We start from the raw sequence: 20,197 nt of genomic DNA, 5'->3' as shown, positions 1-20,197 counted from the left end.
GGTTACTGGATTTGTTGTCTACCATTTCAGTGCGGATAGCAGATTTGCCCTGTCGTCTGTCCAAGGGGTTTTGTGATCTGCGGTTAAAGGCACCCAGTTTCCTTGGTTCAGAAAACTGTTAATCCGGGAATGGTCTGGGGACATGATTACAACCACGCTAGAGGCTGCCCCCTGCTTTAGCGCCTCATCATCCACCACATGAGCCTGTGCTGCACCATGCAGGCCAAGGCTGTGGGCAATGCGGGCCAATGGGGTGGCGAGATTGTAGTATCTGTTCGAGATGTGAAAGACCAATACCCCATCAGATGACAACCGATCTGAATACATCTGCACCGCTTCTTTTGTAACGAGGTGCATGGGAATGGCGTCAGAGCTGTAGGCATCAAGGACCAGGATGTCGAATTCGAACTCGTTCTGGGCCAGTACAATTCTCGCATCACCCAAATGGGTTTTGGAGTTCGGGGCGCATTCGGACAAATAGCTGAACAACGCAGGATTGCGCGCGACGCCGTCGACCATGGCATCGATTTCAAAGAAGGCCCACGTTTGCGACGGCTTCTTGTAACAAGCCAACGCTCCTATTCCCAAACCTACGATGCCGATTTGATCTGCCTGGGCACCGAATTCTGACGTGATGACCTGCGCCATGGGGCCGTCCGGGTGGTAGTAGGACATTGGCGTTGGTCTCCGGCCATAGTCTTCCTCTCGTTGCACGCCATGGGTCGTCGTGCCGTTGTTGTAAATTCGCAGGCCATTTTCGGAATAGACCGAATGGGTGCCGAAGAAACTGCGGTCTTGGAGCATAGCACCGTCCATGGCGCGGAATGACGGAACCATGACAACTGCAATTACAGCCACAATGCGGAGAGCGTAGTCACGAAACAGCCACAAAACAGTTGCCAGAGTTATGAAGGCAGCCGAGGCCCGCAACAAACCGTGACCCAAGACGTCGAGGTTTCCTATTGTGCCGAAGACCAGAAGAACTGGCACGCTGGCAAGGCAGGCAATCGTGATATGCCGAGGCGAAAAGGTCCATGGCCGCAGCAGGAACAATGCTGCGGCAAGTATCAGGGTGAACTGCGCTTCTATTTCCTGAGAAAAGGCAACGGGTGCGATTATGGAATTGAACAGCCCCCCCAACGCGCCGCCAACAGACAACGCGATGTAGAATACTGTAAGATGTTCCGCCGGTGGACGAAGTTCAAAAAGCAACCGGTGGGCAAACAATGCGATTACAAGTAGTACCGGTACGTAGGCTAAAATAACGATTGGTGCCGCTTCCTGCCGCACGGTATCGGACAGCAATACGGCCCCACATGCCAAGGCCAAAAGTGTCGGCACTTGCAACCCAGCCGTGGTCAGCCGTTCCCATTTTGCGAACGCGACGATAAACGACATGATATACACGGCCAGTGGGATGACCCAGATCAAGGGCATCGATCCAAGATCCGTGCTGACTTTGGTTGTGATCGACAACATGAGCGAAGACGGAACAAAGGCCACGCCAATCCAAACTGCGATCTGTTTTGCACTTAGGCCATGTGATGACGTCTGTGCCGCAGTGGACACCGGGGTCTGTCGCGTTCCCTGCATTGCCAGCATTCCGCAAAAGATGAGGAGACCGCCAAAAACGACAAAGCCAACAAACCAGACATAGCTGATCTCACGCGCTCCCAGAAACGGGTCTGCCAGCAAGGGGAATGCCAATAAGGCCAGCAGAGAGCCTACATTGCTTGCGCTGTAGAGGAAGTAAGGATCATCCGCCGATGGACCGCCAGAGCGCGTGTACCAAGCCTGCAGCAGTGGAGCATTTGCAGATAGCACGGCAAAGGGCAGGCCAACACCCAAGGCAAATAGCTCGAGTGTCTGAAGCGCGGTGGATTGCGACGCGTCGTAGCTCCAACTTTCACTGGTGGACAGAGGCAGGAATGTCAGCGCGGTGAGCCAAAACAGGACATGGGTCAGAAGCTGCCAACGCAAGGGCAACCATTTGGTCAACAGGTGTGCATAGAGGTAGCCGAAGATCAGAACGACCTGAAAAAACAGCATTGCGGTCGTCCAGACCGCTGGCGCGCCGCCGATTTTGGGCAGGACAAGCTTGGCGTAAAGCGGTTGGACAAAAAACAAAAGGCTGGCGCTGACGAAGATCGTTAGCGTGAATGTCACGATTGTGGCTGTGCGAATCCAGACCCTGTCCGAATACCCCATACTTGAAATGCTCATACCGAACGCCTTTGCCAGCTTTGCCCGACGTCTCAAGTAATTTGAGATTGCGACCAATTTGGGGCTGTTTCGCGCAAAATAGCTGCCGTTTCGGGGCATTGTTCGCGAAAGTGGCGGCTCATAGACATTTACAGGGCAGACTTGCAGGCGTGGCCCCCAAAGACGAACGGCAAAGCCCCGCCGATGCCAGACTTGTGATTGCTCGAACGCACAAAGCTGTGAAAACTAGGGTGAAATTCACAGAAGGAAGTTCAATATGCGCAAACTGATACTGGCAACTGTTTTGACCTTCGGAGGGGCACTGCCCGCAATGGCTGACGACATCATCAAAATACCCACAGACAAGTCCGTGGCAGAAGCGTTGAACGCGCTTGAGGCTGCAGTTGGCAACGCGGGCGCAACTGTTTTTGCCCGTGTAGATCACGCCGCAGGGGCAGAAAAGATAGGGACCCCAATCCCCGCCAACCAGGTGCTGATTTTTGGCAACCCCAAGTTGGGCACGCCCGCCATGCAGATCGACGCGCGCGCGGGTCTGTTCCTGCCCCTGAAAGTGCAGGCCTATGAGGATGCAGACGGTCAGGTCTGGCTGGCCTATGAAGATCCGAAAGAAACGATGGACGAGCTTGATGAGGTCGAAAATTCACCGATCATCGAAAAGATGCGCGGCGCGCTTAGCAAACTGACCGCTGCCGCCGCCGGATAGATCGCCCAGGCTCAGGCGCTTGCGTGGCGCAACCGCGCAAGCGCATTGCGCACGATCAGGATGTGAAACGGCAGGATTGCGGCCAGATACAGCCGTCCGCCCAGATTGTGGCGATGAACCCAGGTGGCCAGAGACACACGGCCGTTCTCAGACAGTACTGAGACCCTGAAATCAAGGTGGCGGTCGTTGAACCCTGCGATCACCTCGGATGCGCTGTCATGTTCAACCGGGAATATCCCGACCTTGTCAGCGGCCTCCGGTCCCGTCCGGCTCAGCCCGAAAGGTGCGACCAGCATTCCGCGCAGCCGTACCAGGGCCATTGCCCAGGACGGAAACGCGGTGATGATGTCTGCGGCGCGGCGCGGGGGCAGGTCCGAGGCAACGCTGAAGCAATCCAGAAAATCACCATCCTGCAGGCGCTTGTGCAGCAAGCTTGAGGAGGGCAGGGCGGATCGTGTCACGCGCGACTTGAACATTGGGTTACTCTCTGAGCGCTGTCAGAGCCTTTTTCAGGTCAATCGCCCCATCATAAAGCGCACGCCCGGAAATCGCACCGTTCAAATCTGCGCCACAATCGCGCAGGGCGATCAGATCTGCGACAGAGGACACGCCGCCTGAGGCAATGACCGGGATGTCCACCGCCCGGGCCAGATCCGCGGTTGCCTCGATGTTCGGCCCCTGCATCGCGCCATCGCGGTTGATGTCGGTATAGATGATCGCGGCCACTCCCGCGTCCTCAAAGCTGCGGGCCAGATCAGTGACCTGCACGTTGGTTTCCTCGGCCCAGCCCTTGGTGGCGACCATCCCGTTGCGGGCATCAATTCCCACGGCAACCTTTCCAGGGAAGGCTTTGGCGGCCTGGCGCACCAGATTTGGGTTCTCGACAGCTACGGTGCCCAGAATTACCCGGGCCAGCCCCTTGTCCAGCCAGGCCTCGATCGTGGCCATGTCACGAATGCCGCCGCCCAGCTGGGCGGGCACATCACACTGCTTCAGGATCGCCTCGACCGGGGCGGCGTTCACCGGTTCACCGGCAAATGCGCCGTTCAGATCAACCAGATGCAGCCAGTCGCACCCGGCCTCAACAAAGGCGCGGGCCTGTGCCGCCGGGTCGTCGCTGAACACCGTTGCCTTATCCATTTCACCGCGCAGCAGGCGTACGGCCTGGCCGTCTTTGAGGTCGATAGCGGGGTAGAGGATCATGTCGGGCGGCCCTATATCTGAACTGTTCGCGCGGGATATCGCACATGCGGGGTAGGGGATGCAACGCGACGCCAAGTCAATCTTGCCGGAATTGCCCAGCCGGGCCAGACTGAGCAGAAATAAGGGAGGAAATCATGAAGACATTCACACTTGCAGCCGGGTTTGCGGTATTGGCCAGCGCTGCTTTTGCAGCCGATCCGGTTGACGGGCTTTGGAAGACCCAGCCCGGGGATACCGGTGGGTATCTACACGTTTCGATTTCGGAATGCGGCAGCGCGATTTGTGGCACCATCGACACCGCTTTTGACAAAGACGGTAATGAGCAGCTGGAGTATGAAAACCTCGGCAAGCAGATCATCTGGGATATGGTGCCTGATGGCGGCGGCAGCTATAGCGGCGGCAAGATCTGGGCCCCGGACCGTGACAAGACCTACAGCTCGAAGATGACGCTGGACAACCAGAACAAGCTGACCGTCAAAGGCTGTGCTGTAGGCGGTCTCGTGTGTCGCGGGCAGGACTGGACGCGGGTTCAGTAACCGCTCAGGGCGTCCAGGTCAGGAAGTTCCCGATCATGCGCAGGCCCACGTCCTGACTTTTCTCAGGGTGAAACTGCATCCCAACCATAGTGTCGCGGCCGATCACGGCCGTGACTTCCTGCCCATACTCCACATAAGCCAAACGCTGCGCCGGGTCGCTGACCCGGAAATGGTAGGAGTGCACGAAATAGGCGTGATCGCCTGATTGCACCCCGGCAAAGACCGGGTGCTCGCTTTCCAGAACCAGATCGTTCCAGCCCATATGCGGCACTTTCAGCGCACTATCGGACGGCTCGATCCGCACCACATCACCTGCAACCCAGCCAAGACCGTCGGTCTCGCGATATTCGTGACCCTTGGAGGCCATCAATTGCATGCCGACGCAGATGCCCAGAAAGGGGCGGCCTTTCTGTTCGACGGCCTCGACCATCGCGTCGTAGATGCCTTTGTGCCCGCGCAGCTCATTCGCGCAGGCGGGAAAAGCGCCGTCACCGGGTAGAACCAGCCGGTCCGCGCGGGCAACCACCTCCGCGTCCGAGGTTACGACAACTTCTCCCGCGCCCATCTCGCGCGCCATGCGCTGAAACGCCTTTTCGGCCGAGTGCAGATTGCCACTTTCGTAGTCGATAATGGCCGTCAGCATCTACAACGCGCCTTTCGTGGACGGAATTGCATCTGCCTTACGCGGGTCGGTCTCAACCGCCTGACGCAATGCGCGGGCCACGGCCTTGAACGCGGCCTCGGCAATGTGGTGGCTGTTGAACCCGTGCAGTTGATCAACATGCAGGGTGATACCGCCATGGGTGCTGAGGGCCTGAAAGAACTCGCGTACCAGCTCGGTATCGAACGTTCCGATCTTGGGTGTCGGCAGATCGATGTTCCAGATCAGGAACGAGCGCGCCGACAGATCCAGCGCACAACGCACCTGTGCGTCATCCATGGGCAGGTGACATTCACCATAGCGGCGGATGCCTGTCTTATCGCCCAACGCTTGCGTTAGCGCCTGACCCAGCGCGATGCCGGTATCTTCGACCGTGTGGTGATCGTCGATGTGGGTATCGCCCTCGGCCCGGATGGTCATGTCGATAAGGGAATGCCGCGCCAACTGGTCCAGCATATGGTCAAAAAATCCAACGCCGGTCTGATTGTCATACTGGCCTGTGCCGTCCAGATTGACCTCGACCGTGATCTTGGTCTCGGCGGTCTGACGGCTGATCTTTGCACTGCGCATGGGCGAATTCCTTTTGCTTCAGGCGCGCTTATAGACGGGGAAGGCCTGCCTTATCCAGACCAAGCGTGGCATTCACCGCAAACTGTTGCAGGGGATTGCGCCCGGACCCGGGCCATGCCAGCCTGCCGTCAACTCAACCAACAAGGCCAGGCCCATGTCCACCTGCGTTTTCATCCAGATCCGCTGCAAACCCGGCACCACCTACAAGGTCGCCGAAGAGATCGCGCTGCGGGAAATTCACTCGGAACTGTATTCGACCAGTGGTGAATATGACCTGCTGCTCAAGCTCTACATCCCGGAATCCGAGGATGTGGGCCATTTCATCAATGAAAATCTGCTGATCATCCCCGGGATCGAGCGATCTCTGACCACCATGACGTTCAAGGCGTTTTAGGACAAATTCAGATCGTCGTGTCTGCGGGTGCAGGCACGGCGCCAGCGCTTGCTAGGACAACATCGTGCCGAGCTTGTCTGTCGGTGGCCCCGGCGGTCAAATATTGCTGCAACCCAAACAGCAGCGACAGCGGCAAAACAAGCGACAGCAGATGGTTGTCCCCTGCGAAAAGGGACCAAACAACTCCGACAGAACAAACCGTCAGCAGACAGGCGGAATGTGCGCGCATTTTCGCCGTGCTTTCGGAGTGGTGCGTCAGAAACCCGCGCTGCGTTAAAAGCGTCAGCGCAAGCCCGGTTACAAAAATGCTGGCAAGAACCAGACTGTCTATGTTTTTGAGTAAATACTGCGCTACCGTCGCATTGTTTCCGATGTGAAGAAGTTCAATCAAAGGAGTGATGACGATCATAAAGATATTGATCCCCAGCAATACGGGGTGCGGTTTCATAACTTTTCGGGCGTAGGCCACGCACACGGTCGCGGCGAGAAAGGTGCCAATCCATCCCGCCAACCGCAGATCATCACTTGCCCGGGACAGGATCAAAAAGCTCAACCCCGGTAGATATTCCAACACTCCGGTCAGAAACCGTTTTTGCTGATCTCCTGCCATGATGGGGTAAGTCCTGTGGTTGTGGATCTGCTTGTTTGGTCGACCTGAATGGGCGAGATTGGCCGGGGATTGATGCCCTGAAGTCAATGCTTGTGTCAGCCCAATTCAAATGTCGTGACGCCGAAGATGCGGTTCAGGTCGATGTCCGGTTGGTGATCGGAATACATCCGGGCGGTCTCAAAGACTTTCTCCAACCCAAGCTGCGCGGCCAGCGCAAATGCCTCTCTGTTGGGTTGGGGCATATCAACAAAGACCTCCTGTCCGTGATGATCGACGGGGACAGCGGCCAATAGGCTGGCCAGCAGAGTTTGGGCAATTCCGGCGTCATCGGCAAACAGGGGACCCACCTTGTACCCAGCCTGGCAAGGTCGCAGCGTGCCATAGCCCTTGATGCGGCCATCTTCGGTATACTTGCGTGAAATGTGACTGGGTGCGCTCAACCACCCTCGCAGAAAGGCATCCCGCCGGGCAGGAAACAGCCTTCTATCATATGCCTTTAGCGCGTCCGAGACGTTGTCGACGGGCGTGACCCCATTGCCCAGCACCTGCCCAAGCTTGGGCAAAACCTCTCCGATCTTCGCCCCAACGCGATAGTTGTTATAGGCAAAGGAGAACCCGGATTTGCGGTAATTGTCCTGCTGTTCGACCACACCGTCCAGCCCCATATTGCGGCCCTTGCAATGGGCCAGCGCATGCTGGGCGATCTCTAGCCCATGCCCTGATCCGCGAAATTCGGGGCGGACAATGTAGAACCCCAGGAAAGAAAACGCGTCATCATAGTTCACAGCCGAGACCGAAGCGATCATTTCACCGTCCAGAAAACCGCCCAGGTATCCGTCAGGATCTGTCGTCCGAAAACACTCGGCGTCGTGCTTTCCAGGGTTCCACCCCTCGCGTCCAGCCCAATCCACGGCGTGCTGTAATTCATCAGCGGTCAATGGGCGAATGGTATAATCTGACATAGGTAAAATCCTGAAATCTGTAGCGCCAATAGAATGGCGCAACATTTTACAAGAAACCAGCAATGTTTGGTCAAGTGTGTATCTGGAGCGGGCGAGGCGATTCGAACGCCCGACCCTAACCTTGGCAAGGTTATGCTCTACCCCTGAGCTACGCCCGCATCAGATACTATGTTCGACCTTTCGGTCTCTCAATGGAGCGGGCGAGGCGATTCGAACGCCCGACCCTAACCTTGGCAAGGTTATGCTCTACCCCTGAGCTACGCCCGCGCCGTTGAGTGAGGAGGGATGTATTAATTCCCAAGCTGGGCTGCAAGCGGAAAAACACAAAACAGGGGAAAAATCTTTCGACGGAAACGCGCGCGTCACGCGTTCAAAACCAAGAGTACCAAACAACAACAAGAAACGAGGTTTGGACATGGCGCAGCTCGCTGACTTGAAAATGGCATCCCTTGCGGGGTTGATTTTGCTGGCCGCAGCGGTTGGCAAACCGAATGAAGACAGCCTGGGTCAGGTTCAGCCTGTTCTCATGAAAGCACCGGCCATCGAGACGCAGATTCTGGCGTGATAACGTCCGCCGCTTGGCTCAAAACGCCATCACAAGACAGGCGATAGCCGCGATCAGGATAGAGGCAAATGTCAGCAGCATCCCGATCTGACGCAGGATAACGATCTGTGGTTTTTTCCCAAACCCATACGCATGCAGGACCCGCCCAGCCAGAATACCAAGGCCCAACAGATTGATCAGCCAGGCCCCGGCGCCCTGCAATTCGGCCATCGCGATCAGCAGCAATGCAAAAGGCGCGTATTCCGCAAAGTTGGAATGCGTGCGCATGGCCTTGAGCACGTCTGAATTGCCGCCATCGCCATAGGAAACTTTGTCGCTGCGGCGTTGGCTGATGACCTTGACGCTGAGCGCGACATACAGGAATGCCAATAGAGCGGCATAGATCGGTGTGATCGACAGCATGGGTCTTGCTCCTTCGCTGATACAGAAAAAGGCCGCCCGGTTGCCCGAGCGGCCCCTGTCAGGGCGACAGCCTATGCCGCTTACTCCAGTTCGACCAGCAAGTCCTTTGCGTCAATCTGACCACCAGGCTGGATATGCACTGCTTTGACCGTTGCATCACGCTCGGCGTGAATGCCGGTTTCCATCTTCATCGCTTCGATGGTCAGCAACATATCGCCTTCTTTTACTTCTTGGCCGGCTGCCACGGCCACTGTGGCCACAACTCCCGGCATCGGGGCGCCGACATGGTTGGGGTTGCCGACCTCAGCCTTGGGCCTTGCCTGTGTGGTCGAGGTGACCAAACGGTTCGGAACCCGGATCACGCGGGGCTGGCCGTTGAGTTCAAAGAAGACTTTGACTTCGCCTTTTTCATCGGTCTCACCGATTGCCTGACAGCGGATTTCAAGCGTCTTGCCGGGGTCGATCTCAGCGGTGATTTCCTCGCCGGGTTCCATGCCATAAAAGAAGGTCCGGGTGGGCAGGGTACGGACCGGACCATAAGTCCGGTGACGGCCCATATAGTCCAGGAACACCTTGGGATACATCAGGTACCCGTTCAGGTCCTCGTCATCTACATCTTTACCTTCCAACTGTTTCGCCAGATCAACGCGGGTGGCTTCCAGATCGACCGCAGGCACGTCTTTGCCGGGGCGCTGGGTGTTGGGGGCTTCGTCCTTGAGCACTTTGGTGATGATCGTGTCAGGGAACCCGCCCGGAGGCTGACCCAAATTGCCACGCATCATATCGACCACCGAGTTGGGGAAGGCCACATCTGTGTCCGGGTCCTCGACCTGTTCGCGGGTCATGTTCTGGCTGACCATCATCAGGGCCATGTCGCCAACAACCTTCGAAGATGGCGTCACTTTCACGATGTCACCGAACATCTGGTTCACGTCTGCATACATCTGCGCCACTTCATGCCAGCGCTCTTCCAGCCCCAGTGAGCGCGCCTGCGCCTTGAGGTTGGTGAACTGACCGCCAGGCATCTCGTGCAGATACACCTCAGAGGCGGGGGCTTGCAGGCTGGATTCGAAGGCTGCGTATTGTCCGCGTACGGCCTCAAAGTAATCGCTGATCTCGCGGATGGCTTTGATGTCCAGCCCGGTGTCACGCTCGGTGTGGCGCAGGGCTTCGACCACAGTTCCAAGTGTTGCCTGACTGGTGTTGCCGCTGAAGCTGTCCATCGCGCAATCGACCGCGTCCACGCCGGCCTCGGACGCAGCAAGGATAGTGGCGCTGGCGATGCCCGCCGTGTCGTGGGTGTGGAAGTAAATCGGCAACCCGACCTCTTCCTTCAGAGCCCGGATCAGAATGCGGGCCGAGGCTGGTTTCAACAGCCCCGCCATGTCTTTCAGACCCAACACATGCGCGCCTGCATCGCGCAGCTCTTTCGCCATGCCGACATAGTATTTCAAGTCATACTTGGCGCGGTTCGGATCCAGAATGTCCCCGGTATAGCAGACGGTTCCTTCGCAGATCTTGCCGTTCTCAACGACCGCATCCATCGCGACACGCATGTTTTCGACCCAGTTCAACGAGTCGAATACACGGAACACGTCGATGTTCTGCGACGCCTGACGTACGAATTCCTGCACCACATTGTCAGGATAGTTGGTATAGCCCACCCCGTTTGCTCCGCGCAGCAGCATCTGGGTCATCAGGTTCGGCATCGCTTCGCGCAAATCCCGCAGGCGCTGCCACGGGCATTCCTGCAAAAAGCGGTACGCCACGTCGAAAGTCGCCCCCCCCCAACATTCGACGCTGAACAGTTGCGGTAGGTTGGCGGCATAGGTTGGCGCCACTTTGATCATGTCGATCGACCGCATCCGGGTGGCCAGCAAAGACTGATGCCCGTCGCGCATGGTGGTGTCGGTGATCAGCAACTGACGCTGCGCTTTCATCCAATCGGCAACGGCCTGCGGGCCTTTTTGCTCTAGCAGGTTGCGGGTGCCCATCTGCGGCTCGGCTTTGGAAGCCGGGGCCTTGGCCTCTTTGAGATCGGATCGCGGTTCCGGACGGTCTTTGGTTTCGGGATGCCCGTTCACCGAGATGTCAGCAATGTAGGTCAGAACCTTGGTGCCCCGGTCGCGCCGTCGTTTAAAGGTGAACAGGTCCGGCGTCGTGTCGATGAATTTGGTGGTGTATTCGTTCGACAGGAAGGTCGGGTGTTTCAGCAAGTTGATGACAAAGTCGATATTGGTGCTGACCCCGCGGATACGGAATTCACGCAGGGCGCGGTCCATACGGGCAATCGCCGCCTCGGGCGTGGGGGCCTTGGCGGTGACCTTGGTCAGCAACGAGTCGTAATACCGCGTAATCACACCGCCCGCATAGGCGGTGCCGCCATCCAGCCGGATACCCATGCCCGTGGCCGAGCGATAGGCGGTGATGCGGCCATAATCGGGGATGAAATTGTTCTGCGGATCCTCGGTGGTGATCCGGGTTTGCAGTGCGTGACCAGTCAGATGCACGTCCGACTGGCTGTTGGCGCCGGTGGCCTCGGCCAGTGTCTTGCCTTCGGCAATCAGAATCTGCGCCTGCACGATGTCGATGCCGGTGACTTCTTCGGTGACGGTGTGTTCCACCTGTACACGGGGGTTCACTTCGATGAAGTAGAACTTGCCCGTTTCCATATCCATCAGGAATTCGACTGTGCCGGCACATTCATAGTTCACATGCGCGCAAATCTTGCGGCCCAGATCGCAAATCTCGGCCCGCTGTTCTTCGCTGAGATACGGGGCAGGCGCGCGTTCGACGACCTTCTGATTGCGGCGCTGGACCGAGCAGTCACGCTCATACAAGTGATATATCTCACCATGCTTGTCGCCTAGAATTTGCACCTCAACGTGGCGCGCGCGGATAATCATCTTTTCCAGATAACCCTCGCCATTGCCGAATGCGGCCTCGGCCTCGCGACGGCCTTCCAGCACCTTTTCTTCCAATTCGTCCTCAGATTCGATCGGGCGCATACCACGACCGCCGCCGCCCCAGGACGCCTTGAGCATCAGCGGATAGCCGATCTCGGCGGCTTCCTTGCGGATCGCATCCATGTCATCGCCCAGAACCTCGGTCGCGGGGATCACCGGAACGCCGGCTTCAACGGCAACGCGCCGCGCGCTGGCCTTGTCACCAAGGGCGCGCATGGTTTCTGCTTTGGGTCCGATGAAGGTGATGCCGTTTTGCACACAGGCGTCCACAAAATCAGGGTTTTCCGACAGCAGGCCATAGCCTGGATGGATCGCATCCGCGCCGCATTCTTTGGCCACGCGAATGATCTCTTCAATGCTGAGATACGCGGCCACCGGGCCCATCCCTTCGCCAATGCGATATGCTTCATCCGCTTTGAAACGGTGCAGGCCCAGCTTGTCTTCTTCGGCAAAGACGGCAACGGTTCGTTTTCCCATCTCGTTGGCAGCACGCATGATGCGAATGGCAATCTCGCCGCGATTGGCGATCAGGATCTTGTTGAAGTCTGTCATGTCAGGTCCCGGTCCTAGTTGTTTGGCCGTGTTCATAGGCGGACAATAGGCGCTCGTACATCAGTCGTTCTGGGTAGAACCGGCATGTTAACGCTCGCAAACGCCTCCCTTGGCGCGATCTTAATACACATGCTGCGATGCGGCATCAATCAAAGTGTTTACGCTGGGTAACTGATCCAGTTTTTCGGCCCCCAACTGACCCATGTTGGCTTTCAGGTCCTGTCGCAGAATATCGACGACATGTGCGGGACCGTCGGCACCCAACGCAGCAAGCCCGTATAGAAAAGCACGCCCCAGCATCACAAAATCAGCCCCCAACGCTTTGGCGCGCAGAATATCCAGACCACCTTCGATACCGCCGTCAAAGATCAGGGGCAGGTCAGTGGCCGCCCGCATGGCGGGCAAAACCTCAATACTGGCGGGTGCGCCATCAAACTGTCGACCGCCGTGATTCGATATCCAGATGGCATCGGCGCCAACCTGTTGCAGCCGTTCGGCATCCTCGGCGCGCATGACGCCTTTGATGATGAAGGGACCGTCCCACGCATCGCGCAGCCATCTGACATAGTCCATATTAGGCGAGGTGCGCAGCAAGTACCCGACATGAGCCGTAGAGGGCAGGGCACTGTCCCCGTCGATATACTTGTCCAATGTGCGCATCCTTGGCATCCCATGCCTTGCCATCCCCAGGGCCCATTGGGGCCGTTGCGCGATCTGCGCCAGCAAGCGCGGCGTCAGTTTGGGCGGGTTCGTCAACCCCGACCGGATTTGCCGTTCCCGCCGTGACGCGACTGGGACGTCCACGGTAAGGACCAGTGTCGAGAACCCGGCCAACTTTGCGCGATCCAGCATATCCTGACGAATTTCTGGGTCTTTCGGCGGGTACAGCTGGAACCAGGCGTTGTTACCGAGGTCAGGCGCCAAATCCTCGGGGCTCTGACTGGCGACGGTTGACAGGGTATAGGGCAGGCCTTCTTTGGCGGCAGCTTGTGCCAATAGCCTTTCGGCGTCGGGCCAGGTCAGGCCGCACATCCCGATCGGCGCAATCCCAAAGGGCAGCGGGAACTCCTGCCCGAGAAACCGAACGCTGGTGTCACAATCGATCGGCCCGTGCAGGATTGAGGGCAGAAATCCCAGCCGATCCAGTGCCTTGCGATTGCGGCTCAATGTAGCTTCGGTGCCGGTCCCACTGTCCAGATATTCCCAGACGAAATACGGTATCCTGCGCCGCGCTTGGCGCTTCAGATCAGCGATGCCGGGGAATTTGCTGTGCAGGTCCATGTAACTTGATCCAACCTGCCGTGCGATTCTGCAAGGTTTTCAGGCCGCTGGCGCAGGTGGGACCGCCTTTGGCACCTGTTTTGGCGCGGCTTTTGCCTCCCGGGCAGCAGCCGCTTCGGTTCCTGCGACCTGCACCTGGTTCCGGCCCTTGTCTTTGGCCGTATACAAGGCATCGTCCGCCGCGCGCATCAAATCCTGTGGCATGGTGCCATGCGCCGGGTAATGGGACACACCGACCGAGATCGTGATGCGGGGCAGCGATTTCTCACCATATCGCACCGAAACAGCCTCGACCGCTTGCCGTATCTGCTCGGCGCGGGTAACCGCGTCTTCGGGCGCGTTGTCGGGCAGGATCAGCATGAATTCCTCGCCGCCGATACGACAGGCGACCTCGTCCCGGTCGCAGCCCTGTTCCAACGCAGACCCCACAGCGCGCAGAACCATATCCCCGGCATCATGGCCATGGGTATCGTTGAATTTCTTGAAATGGTCCACGTCAACCGCGACCAAGCTGAGGCGTGCCCCGGTTTGCTGACTGCGGGTTATGGATTTTCGCAACGTTTCCGTCATGTGCCGGCGGTTGAACAACCCGGTCAACGGGTCCCGCACAGATTGGTCGTGCAACTGATCGCGCATCTGTACATTGGCAATCGCCATGCTAATCTGTTCGGCGCACAACTGGGCGAGCTTCTTGCTTCCATGAAAAGCTTCCCCCTTGTGTTCATGGGCCCGCAGGTGCAGCAAACCAACCGTTTCTCCATGCGCCAGAATGGGAAAGCAAAAATAAGGCCGCCCGTCATGCGGTTCAGCATGTTCACAAACAAAGTCAATCTCAGAGGCTCCGTATTCATAGGTTCGCCCCCGGCGCAAGCCCCAGCACCCTTCGGGGTGGATATGTGCTTTGTGTGTGCCAGCGTTCCAGCTGGCGCAGCCGTCCAATACATCGCGTGAGTTCGAATAGACGTAAACGCTGCCCTCAGCCTCGGGCAGAATGTGAGTCATGAAGCGCGAGACCATGTCAAACAGCTCATCCAGTGACCGGCTTGACTGTAACCATTCATTCAATTCTCCCAGCAAGCGAACCTCACGTGCCAAGCGAATCTGCTCAGCCATCAAGTCGCGTTCCTTGGCGGATTGCTTATGCAGCGCTCTAACCTGAAACCGGTTGGTGCGATACGTCACGAAGGACACGATACAAAGCGCAAGTACGGCAATCCCGCTGAGTATGGCCAATGAAATTCTGAGACGGGTAATGAAAGTGGCGCGCAAATCGGAAATGTCGGTATAGAATTCAACCGCGCCTAAAAACCGGCCATTCTTGGTCACGGGCATGAAGACTTCGGCCACATTGTGCTGGATGGCGTTCTGGACATTGTCCGTATGCAGATCGAGCCCGTCTATTTCGGACAGTGGAACCACTTCCTGAATGTAATGCACCAATCCACGCGCAACATCGCTACGGAAAAAGGCGCGGTTTTCCATGCTGCCGACTTCCTCTGGTCGGGTGGACCAGATGACGCGACCTGCGGTGTCGAACAATTTGAAACGATAAACATCCGAGGCCTCGGGCATCGAGGCCAGAAATTCGGCATCGTGCTCATCAATTTCGCCGGTGCGCAGGGTGGATTCTGGGTTTTCAAGATGTAAAACAACCCGCCGTTTCCACAATTCGGCCTGTTTCAGGATATCTGTCTGCAGCATCCGGTCGACCAGCGGTGCCGGAAGCTTGTAAATCCCCCATCCGGCAACTGCAGTTACCGCGATCAGCAGCACTATGATCAACGTCCACTTCAGCCGATGACTGCCATTCTGCCAATAGGAATTATTCATGACTTTACGCTCCCACAACGATGGGGAAAGTATCAGAAGTCAGGTTTGACAAATGGTTAACGCGTCCGGCTGATCTGTGTCGCTGTTGATTAGAATTGGCCGGAACCGAAGGCAAAGAATCGCGCGAACAAGGCGTGAACAAACTCTTTCCCTCGGCGCGGTTCCGGCGTAGTTTGGACAGATGAGCAGTTTTGACGAAATGGACGCCTTTGATGGCGCATCGCTGTCGACGCGGGCCATGGCCGCTCGGCCGACACCGTATCTGGATGACCTGAACCCGGCGCAGCGCGACGCGGTTGAACGTCTGGACGGTCCGGTTCTGATGCTGGCGGGGGCCGGAACGGGCAAGACCAAGGCTCTGACCGCACGCATCGCCCATTTACTGACCACGGCACGCGCCCGCCCGAATGAGATATTGTCGGTGACCTTTACCAACAAGGCCGCGCGCGAGATGAAAACCCGTGTGGGTCGCCTTTTGGGCCAACCCGCCGAGGGCATGCCCTGGCTGGGCACGTTCCATTCGATCTGCGTCAAGCTGCTGCGCCGTCATGCGGAACTGGTCGATCTGAAATCGAACTTCACTATTCTGGATACCGACGATCAGCTGCGCCTGCTCAAGCAATTGATTCAGGCGGCGAATATCGATGACAAACGCTGGCCTGCGCGGATGCTGGCCGGAATCATCGATGACTGGAAAAACAGGGCGCTGACACCTGCCAAAGTGCCTGCGGCGGATGCCGGGGCCTACAACGACAAGGGTATTGAGTTATATGCCCAATACCAAACCCGCCTGCGGGAATTGAACGCGGTGGATTTCGGTGACCTGCTATTGCATATGGTCACGATCTTCCAGACCCATGCGGACGTATTGGAGCAATACCAGCGCTGGTTCCGCTATATTCTGGTGGATGAGTATCAGGACACCAACATCGCCCAATACCTCTGGCTGCGTTTGCTGGCCGGGGGGCATAAAAACATCTGCTGCGTGGGCGATGATGACCAGTCGATCTATGGCTGGCGCGGCGCCGAAGTGGGCAATATCCTGCGGTTTGAAAAGGATTTCCCCGGTGCCTATGTGGTTCGACTGGAACAGAATTATCGGTCAACGCCGCATATTCTGGCGGCGGCCTCGAATGTGATCAGGGGCAACGAAAGCCGGTTGGGCAAAGAGCTGTGGACCGCTGCGGAAGACGGTGAAAAGGTCCGGCTGATCGGTCATTGGGACGGCGAGGAAGAGGCCCGCTGGATCGGTGAGGAAATCGATGCGATGCAGGGCGGTACGCGGGGTGTACGGCCGATCGGGTTGGATGAGATCGCAATCCTTGTCCGCGCCAGCCACCAGATGCGCGCGTTTGAGGATCGGTTCCTGACCATTGGGCTGCCCTACAAGGTGATCGGTGGCCCTCGGTTTTATGAGCGGATGGAGATCCGCGACGCCATGGCCTATTTCCGGCTGGTGGTCAGCCCCGGTGATGATCTGGCGTTCGAGCGGATCGTGAATACGCCCAAACGCGGCCTTGGCGACAAGGCGCAGCAGACGATCCAGATGACGGCGCGAGAACACGGCGTGTCTCTGGTCGATGGGGCGCGGATCGCGGTTGATAACGGGTTGATCAAGGGCAAAGGCGGCAAGGCGCTGCGTGAGTTGATCGACGGGCTGGCACGCTGGAATGCGATGACACGCGGACCGCGGATCGAGGTCGATGGCGATGTGGTGATTGATGACGGTGCAGCGCCCATGCGGTTTGGTGCGCCCGAAATATCGCATATCGAGCTGGCTCAGATCATTCTCGACGAATCCGGTTACACGACGCACTGGCAGAATGAAAAAACGCCCGAGGCGCCGGGGCGGTTGGAAAACCTCAAGGAACTGGTCAATCAGCTGGATAACTTCGAGAATCTGCAGGGGTTTCTGGAACATGTCAGCCTTGTGATGGACAATGAAAAAGAAGGCGACGGTGCCAAGGTTTCAATCATGACGCTGCACGCGGCCAAGGGATTGGAATTTCCCGCCGTGTTCCTGCCGGGCTGGGAAGACGGGCTGTTCCCGTCTCAGCGGTCCATGGACGAAACGGGGCTCAAAGGTCTCGAGGAAGAACGCCGTCTGGCCTATGTCGGCATCACCCGCGCCGAAGAGGTCTGTACGATTTCTTTTGCCGCAAATCGGCGGGTCTTTGGGCAGTGGCAGAATTCCATGCCGTCGCGCTTTATCGACGAGCTGCCCGAGGACCACGTTGAGGTCCTGACGCCGCCGGGACTTTATGGTGGTTCGCAGCCAGCAGCCGGGATTGAAACCCGCGCGGCCGAGGCGAATGTCTACAACTCGCCCGGCTGGAAACGGTTGCAGGCGCGGCAGGGGCAATATGGCATGGCGCAGCCGAAAGAAAGCCGGACTACGGTGATTGATGCCACAGCGGTGGCCAGCTTCACGCTGGGCGAGCGGGTGTTTCACCAGAAGTTCGGCTATGGCGCGGTGACGGGCATCGAGGGCGAAAAGGTCGAGGTCGATTTCGATAAGGCCGGCACCAAGAAAGTGGTCGCGCAATATCTGTCCGCCAAGGACGATATCCCGTTTTAACCAAAATGAATGTGCCTGACGGCACATGCTTAACACTTTGAAGGGCGCCCGGTTTCGACCGCGGCGTCTTTTTCATGTCTGAAGATACAAAAACGGCGGTTCCCAGGGAGGAGGAAGGGAACCGCCGTTCTTTTCTACATCAGAGCAGGGAGGAGGAAGCCCCGATGTATCCGGTCCCGGGTTTGACCCCGGTATGTGTAAGTCGCGGCGACACCAGGGAGGAGGAGAGGTGCCGCCGCGCGCTTTCAACATCAGGGCAGGGAGGAGGAGAGCCCCGATGTATCCGGTCCCGGGTTTGATCCCGGTATGAGTTAGACGCGGCGACGTCAGGGAGGAGGAGAGACGCCGCCGCGTGCTTGCAACACCGGGAAAGGGAGGAGAAGTACCCGGTGTGTCTGCGTCCGGCGTTCAGGGCCGGTATAAGGTGCGGCGACATCAGGGAGGAGGAGAGATGTCGCCGCTGATATACAGGTCCAAAGGGAGGAGATGGACCTGATCTCGGTTATGTCGTGTTGCGCTTAACGCGCCAGTTGTTCTTCTGTGGCCTGCATCGCCAGACGACGGATCATCGAGCGGTGCAATCCCAGATCGGCCAGTTCACGATCCGATAGCTCGGACAGTTCATTTACCGTCTGGCGGTACATGCGGTACCGGGCGAAACGGGTCTTTGCGACCTCGATCAAAGATGTCAGGCCGGTTGCCGGTGCGCCTTTGAGCGCGGTTTGTTGTGTTGCTACAGCCATGTTCGTTACCCAGTAGATGTCGTTGCTGCCGGTGTTGTCCGGCGTTTGCTTGAGACTGAAAATAGGCCAATGCTGCGATTGCACAATAGCTCACGTCGTCAATGCTGCTATGCAGCAATTGCATAGATATCAATGTGTTGTAAGTTTTATGGCGGAAGGGCTTTGAAAATAAGGGTTTTTGACGCCCTGTGTACAAACCGTGGTTTTTCCATGACCTAAAGGCATGCAGACGATTGCCCCTTCTTTGTGCGGGCATTCTGAAATTTGTGCGATTTGCAATCGCTATGTCGGGCGATGTGCGGCCCCCTTACCAACCCCCGCAATCTTTCGCATGGGAAATTATGGGCGGGCACGGAGTTTTGGAGTGAGGGATTGCTTGACCGGTGTGGCGGTCTGTGATTCGTCCGAAAAAACACGATCTGAACGGGATGGCGGGTGAGTATTCGCCACATTCGAAAATATTATGGGAAACTATGGGATTATAGAGGTGGCTGCCAGCATTCACTATATATTGGGATTCTGGGATAAGGTTGATCAACCTGTGGTGCAAGTTGGATGTTTTTTGTTCGTTGTTGAACCGGTTATATTGTGTTTGACTGAGATTCCATTGAAAATAGTTGTTGATTTCCATGAATTCCCATGGCATCCCTAATTCATCCGATGAGGACGAGGCACATGGGGCGCCAAACGACCCCGAACCAATAAAATCAGGTTTCATACAGGCATCTCGCTTTCATCAATCAAGAGATCCGGCGCGCGGGCGAGCAGACATCCCCCCAGGTGGCGCGCGCAGCTGGACATCCCGCACAGCGGGTCAATGCGGCGGGTTGATCAGTGGCAGCAGATCAACCCGCCGTTTTTCGTCTGGGGGACTAAAGTTTTAGTGGGGCGCAAGCGGAAGGGACAGTCGTCTTGGCGCGCAGGTTTAGAGGTGAAAGCCACCACAAGGTGGATGCGAAGGGCAGGGTGTCGATCCCGGCCTCGTTTCGCCGTGTTCTTGAGGCTTCTGACCCGAACTGGCAGCCCGGTGACGCACCTGAACTGGTGATTGTCTATGGTGACCACCGCCGTAAATTCCTTGAATGCTATACCATGCAGGCAATCGAAGAGGTTGACGCCAAGATCGATGCATTGCCGCGCGGATCGATGCAGCGGAAGATGCTGCAGCGGATGTTCCATGGTCAGTCCTTTCCAACCAATGTAGATGAAACTGGTCGTCTGGTTTTGCCGGCAAAGCTGCGCAGCAAAATAGACCTTGAGAAAGAGGCCTTCTTTATCGCCGCCGGTGACACGTTTCAGATATGGCAACCCGAAACATACGAATCCGTAGAACTGGCGTCGACCGAAGAGTGGCTGGATGAACAGCCAGAGGATTTCGATCCGCTGGAGTTTCTTGATGGCGTCGGGGACGCGTGACG

Annotated in this window: 18 protein-coding genes and 2 tRNA genes; 6 read left to right on the top strand and 14 right to left on the bottom strand. The window is 57.4% G+C overall.

Going from position 1 to position 20,197, the window contains the following annotated elements:
• Nucleotides 1–18: 18 nt before the first annotated feature.
• Nucleotides 19–2,223 (bottom strand): spermidine synthase, encoded by a 2,205-nt coding sequence (locus SJY13_RS08330; protein ID WP_377190037.1) that lies wholly within the window; start codon nucleotides 2,221–2,223, stop codon nucleotides 19–21.
• A 256-nt stretch (nucleotides 2,224–2,479) separates the two neighbouring features.
• Between SJY13_RS08330 and SJY13_RS08325 the strand changes: the two genes are divergently transcribed.
• Nucleotides 2,480–2,926, top strand: coding sequence for a DUF302 domain-containing protein (locus SJY13_RS08325; RefSeq protein WP_377190035.1), 447 nt, complete (start codon nucleotides 2,480–2,482; stop codon nucleotides 2,924–2,926).
• An 11-nt stretch (nucleotides 2,927–2,937) separates the two neighbouring features.
• On the opposite strand, the gene SJY13_RS08320 is transcribed toward SJY13_RS08325, so the two are convergent.
• Complete coding sequence (locus tag SJY13_RS08320; RefSeq protein WP_377190033.1) at nucleotides 2,938–3,402, bottom strand: DUF2867 domain-containing protein; 465 nt, start codon at nucleotides 3,400–3,402, stop codon at nucleotides 2,938–2,940.
• Between the two features lie 4 nt (nucleotides 3,403–3,406).
• Nucleotides 3,407–4,129: a 1-(5-phosphoribosyl)-5-[(5-phosphoribosylamino)methylideneamino]imidazole-4-carboxamide isomerase gene (gene hisA / locus SJY13_RS08315; RefSeq protein ID WP_377190031.1), complete on the bottom strand. Its 723-nt coding sequence runs from the start codon at nucleotides 4,127–4,129 to the stop codon at nucleotides 3,407–3,409.
• Between the two features lie 134 nt (nucleotides 4,130–4,263).
• On the opposite strand from hisA, the gene SJY13_RS08310 reads away from it, so the two are divergent.
• Nucleotides 4,264–4,665 (top strand): DUF2147 domain-containing protein, encoded by a 402-nt coding sequence (locus SJY13_RS08310; RefSeq protein ID WP_377190029.1) that lies wholly within the window; start codon nucleotides 4,264–4,266, stop codon nucleotides 4,663–4,665.
• Nucleotides 4,666–4,669: 4 nt separating this feature from the next.
• On the opposite strand, the gene hisH is transcribed toward SJY13_RS08310, so the two are convergent.
• Nucleotides 4,670–5,308, bottom strand: coding sequence for an imidazole glycerol phosphate synthase subunit HisH (gene hisH, locus SJY13_RS08305; protein ID WP_377190027.1), 639 nt, complete (start codon nucleotides 5,306–5,308; stop codon nucleotides 4,670–4,672).
• Nucleotides 5,309–5,896: an imidazoleglycerol-phosphate dehydratase HisB gene (gene hisB, locus SJY13_RS08300; RefSeq protein WP_377190025.1), complete on the bottom strand. Its 588-nt coding sequence runs from the start codon at nucleotides 5,894–5,896 to the stop codon at nucleotides 5,309–5,311.
• 154 nt (nucleotides 5,897–6,050) lie between these two features.
• Here hisB and SJY13_RS08295 point away from each other — a divergent pair, with 154 nt between their 5' ends.
• On the top strand, nucleotides 6,051–6,290 hold the full coding sequence (locus tag SJY13_RS08295; RefSeq protein WP_085821226.1) for an Lrp/AsnC family transcriptional regulator: 240 nt from the start codon (nucleotides 6,051–6,053) through the stop codon (nucleotides 6,288–6,290).
• Nucleotides 6,291–6,297: 7 nt separating this feature from the next.
• Here the strand turns inward: SJY13_RS08295 and SJY13_RS08290 are convergent, their stop codons facing one another.
• The 4 genes from SJY13_RS08290 to SJY13_RS08275 form a co-directional block, all read right to left on the bottom strand.
• Nucleotides 6,298–6,900 (bottom strand): hypothetical protein, encoded by a 603-nt coding sequence (locus tag SJY13_RS08290; RefSeq protein WP_377190023.1) that lies wholly within the window; start codon nucleotides 6,898–6,900, stop codon nucleotides 6,298–6,300.
• A gap of 95 nt (nucleotides 6,901–6,995) precedes the next feature.
• On the bottom strand, nucleotides 6,996–7,862 hold the full coding sequence (locus SJY13_RS08285) for a GNAT family N-acetyltransferase (protein ID WP_377190021.1): 867 nt from the start codon (nucleotides 7,860–7,862) through the stop codon (nucleotides 6,996–6,998).
• An 83-nt stretch (nucleotides 7,863–7,945) separates the two neighbouring features.
• Nucleotides 7,946–8,020 (bottom strand) — tRNA-Gly (locus tag SJY13_RS08280).
• Between the two features lie 34 nt (nucleotides 8,021–8,054).
• Nucleotides 8,055–8,129 (bottom strand) — tRNA-Gly (locus tag SJY13_RS08275).
• Nucleotides 8,130–8,133: 4 nt separating this feature from the next.
• Here SJY13_RS08275 and SJY13_RS08270 point away from each other — a divergent pair.
• Nucleotides 8,134–8,427: a hypothetical protein gene (locus SJY13_RS08270; RefSeq protein ID WP_377190019.1), complete on the top strand. Its 294-nt coding sequence runs from the start codon at nucleotides 8,134–8,136 to the stop codon at nucleotides 8,425–8,427.
• Nucleotides 8,428–8,445: 18 nt separating this feature from the next.
• Here SJY13_RS08270 and SJY13_RS08265 read toward each other — a convergent pair whose 3' ends face one another.
• The 4 genes from SJY13_RS08265 to SJY13_RS08250 form a co-directional block, all read right to left on the bottom strand.
• Nucleotides 8,446–8,829: an MAPEG family protein gene (locus SJY13_RS08265; protein ID WP_085821223.1), complete on the bottom strand. Its 384-nt coding sequence runs from the start codon at nucleotides 8,827–8,829 to the stop codon at nucleotides 8,446–8,448.
• Nucleotides 8,830–8,909: 80 nt separating this feature from the next.
• Nucleotides 8,910–12,347 carry a pyruvate carboxylase gene (locus SJY13_RS08260; RefSeq protein WP_377190016.1) on the bottom strand — a complete coding sequence of 1,146 codons (3,438 nt, stop codon included), beginning with the start codon at nucleotides 12,345–12,347 and terminating at the stop codon, nucleotides 8,910–8,912.
• A 120-nt stretch (nucleotides 12,348–12,467) separates the two neighbouring features.
• On the bottom strand, nucleotides 12,468–13,628 hold the full coding sequence (locus tag SJY13_RS08255; protein WP_377190014.1) for an alpha-hydroxy acid oxidase: 1,161 nt from the start codon (nucleotides 13,626–13,628) through the stop codon (nucleotides 12,468–12,470).
• Nucleotides 13,629–13,667: 39 nt separating this feature from the next.
• Nucleotides 13,668–15,458, bottom strand: coding sequence for a sensor domain-containing diguanylate cyclase (locus SJY13_RS08250; RefSeq protein WP_377190012.1), 1,791 nt, complete (start codon nucleotides 15,456–15,458; stop codon nucleotides 13,668–13,670).
• Between the two features lie 181 nt (nucleotides 15,459–15,639).
• Here SJY13_RS08250 and SJY13_RS08245 point away from each other — a divergent pair, with 181 nt between their 5' ends.
• Nucleotides 15,640–18,036, top strand: a complete 2,397-nt coding sequence (locus SJY13_RS08245; protein ID WP_377190010.1) for an ATP-dependent helicase — start codon at nucleotides 15,640–15,642, stop codon at nucleotides 18,034–18,036.
• Between the two features lie 518 nt (nucleotides 18,037–18,554).
• Here the strand turns inward: SJY13_RS08245 and SJY13_RS08240 are convergent.
• Nucleotides 18,555–18,779: a DUF1127 domain-containing protein gene (locus tag SJY13_RS08240; protein ID WP_377190008.1), complete on the bottom strand. Its 225-nt coding sequence runs from the start codon at nucleotides 18,777–18,779 to the stop codon at nucleotides 18,555–18,557.
• A gap of 912 nt (nucleotides 18,780–19,691) precedes the next feature.
• Between SJY13_RS08240 and mraZ the strand changes: the two genes are divergently transcribed.
• Nucleotides 19,692–20,195, top strand: a complete 504-nt coding sequence (gene mraZ, locus SJY13_RS08235; protein ID WP_377190006.1) for a division/cell wall cluster transcriptional repressor MraZ — start codon at nucleotides 19,692–19,694, stop codon at nucleotides 20,193–20,195.
• The last annotated feature ends 2 nt before the right edge of the window (nucleotides 20,196–20,197 follow it).

Source organism: Ruegeria meonggei, assembly GCF_042768335.1.
Classification (GTDB): Bacteria; Pseudomonadota; Alphaproteobacteria; order Rhodobacterales; family Rhodobacteraceae; genus Ruegeria; species Ruegeria meonggei.
Note: the sequence above shows the minus strand (reverse complement) of the source record. Positions and strands in the feature narration are given on the sequence as shown.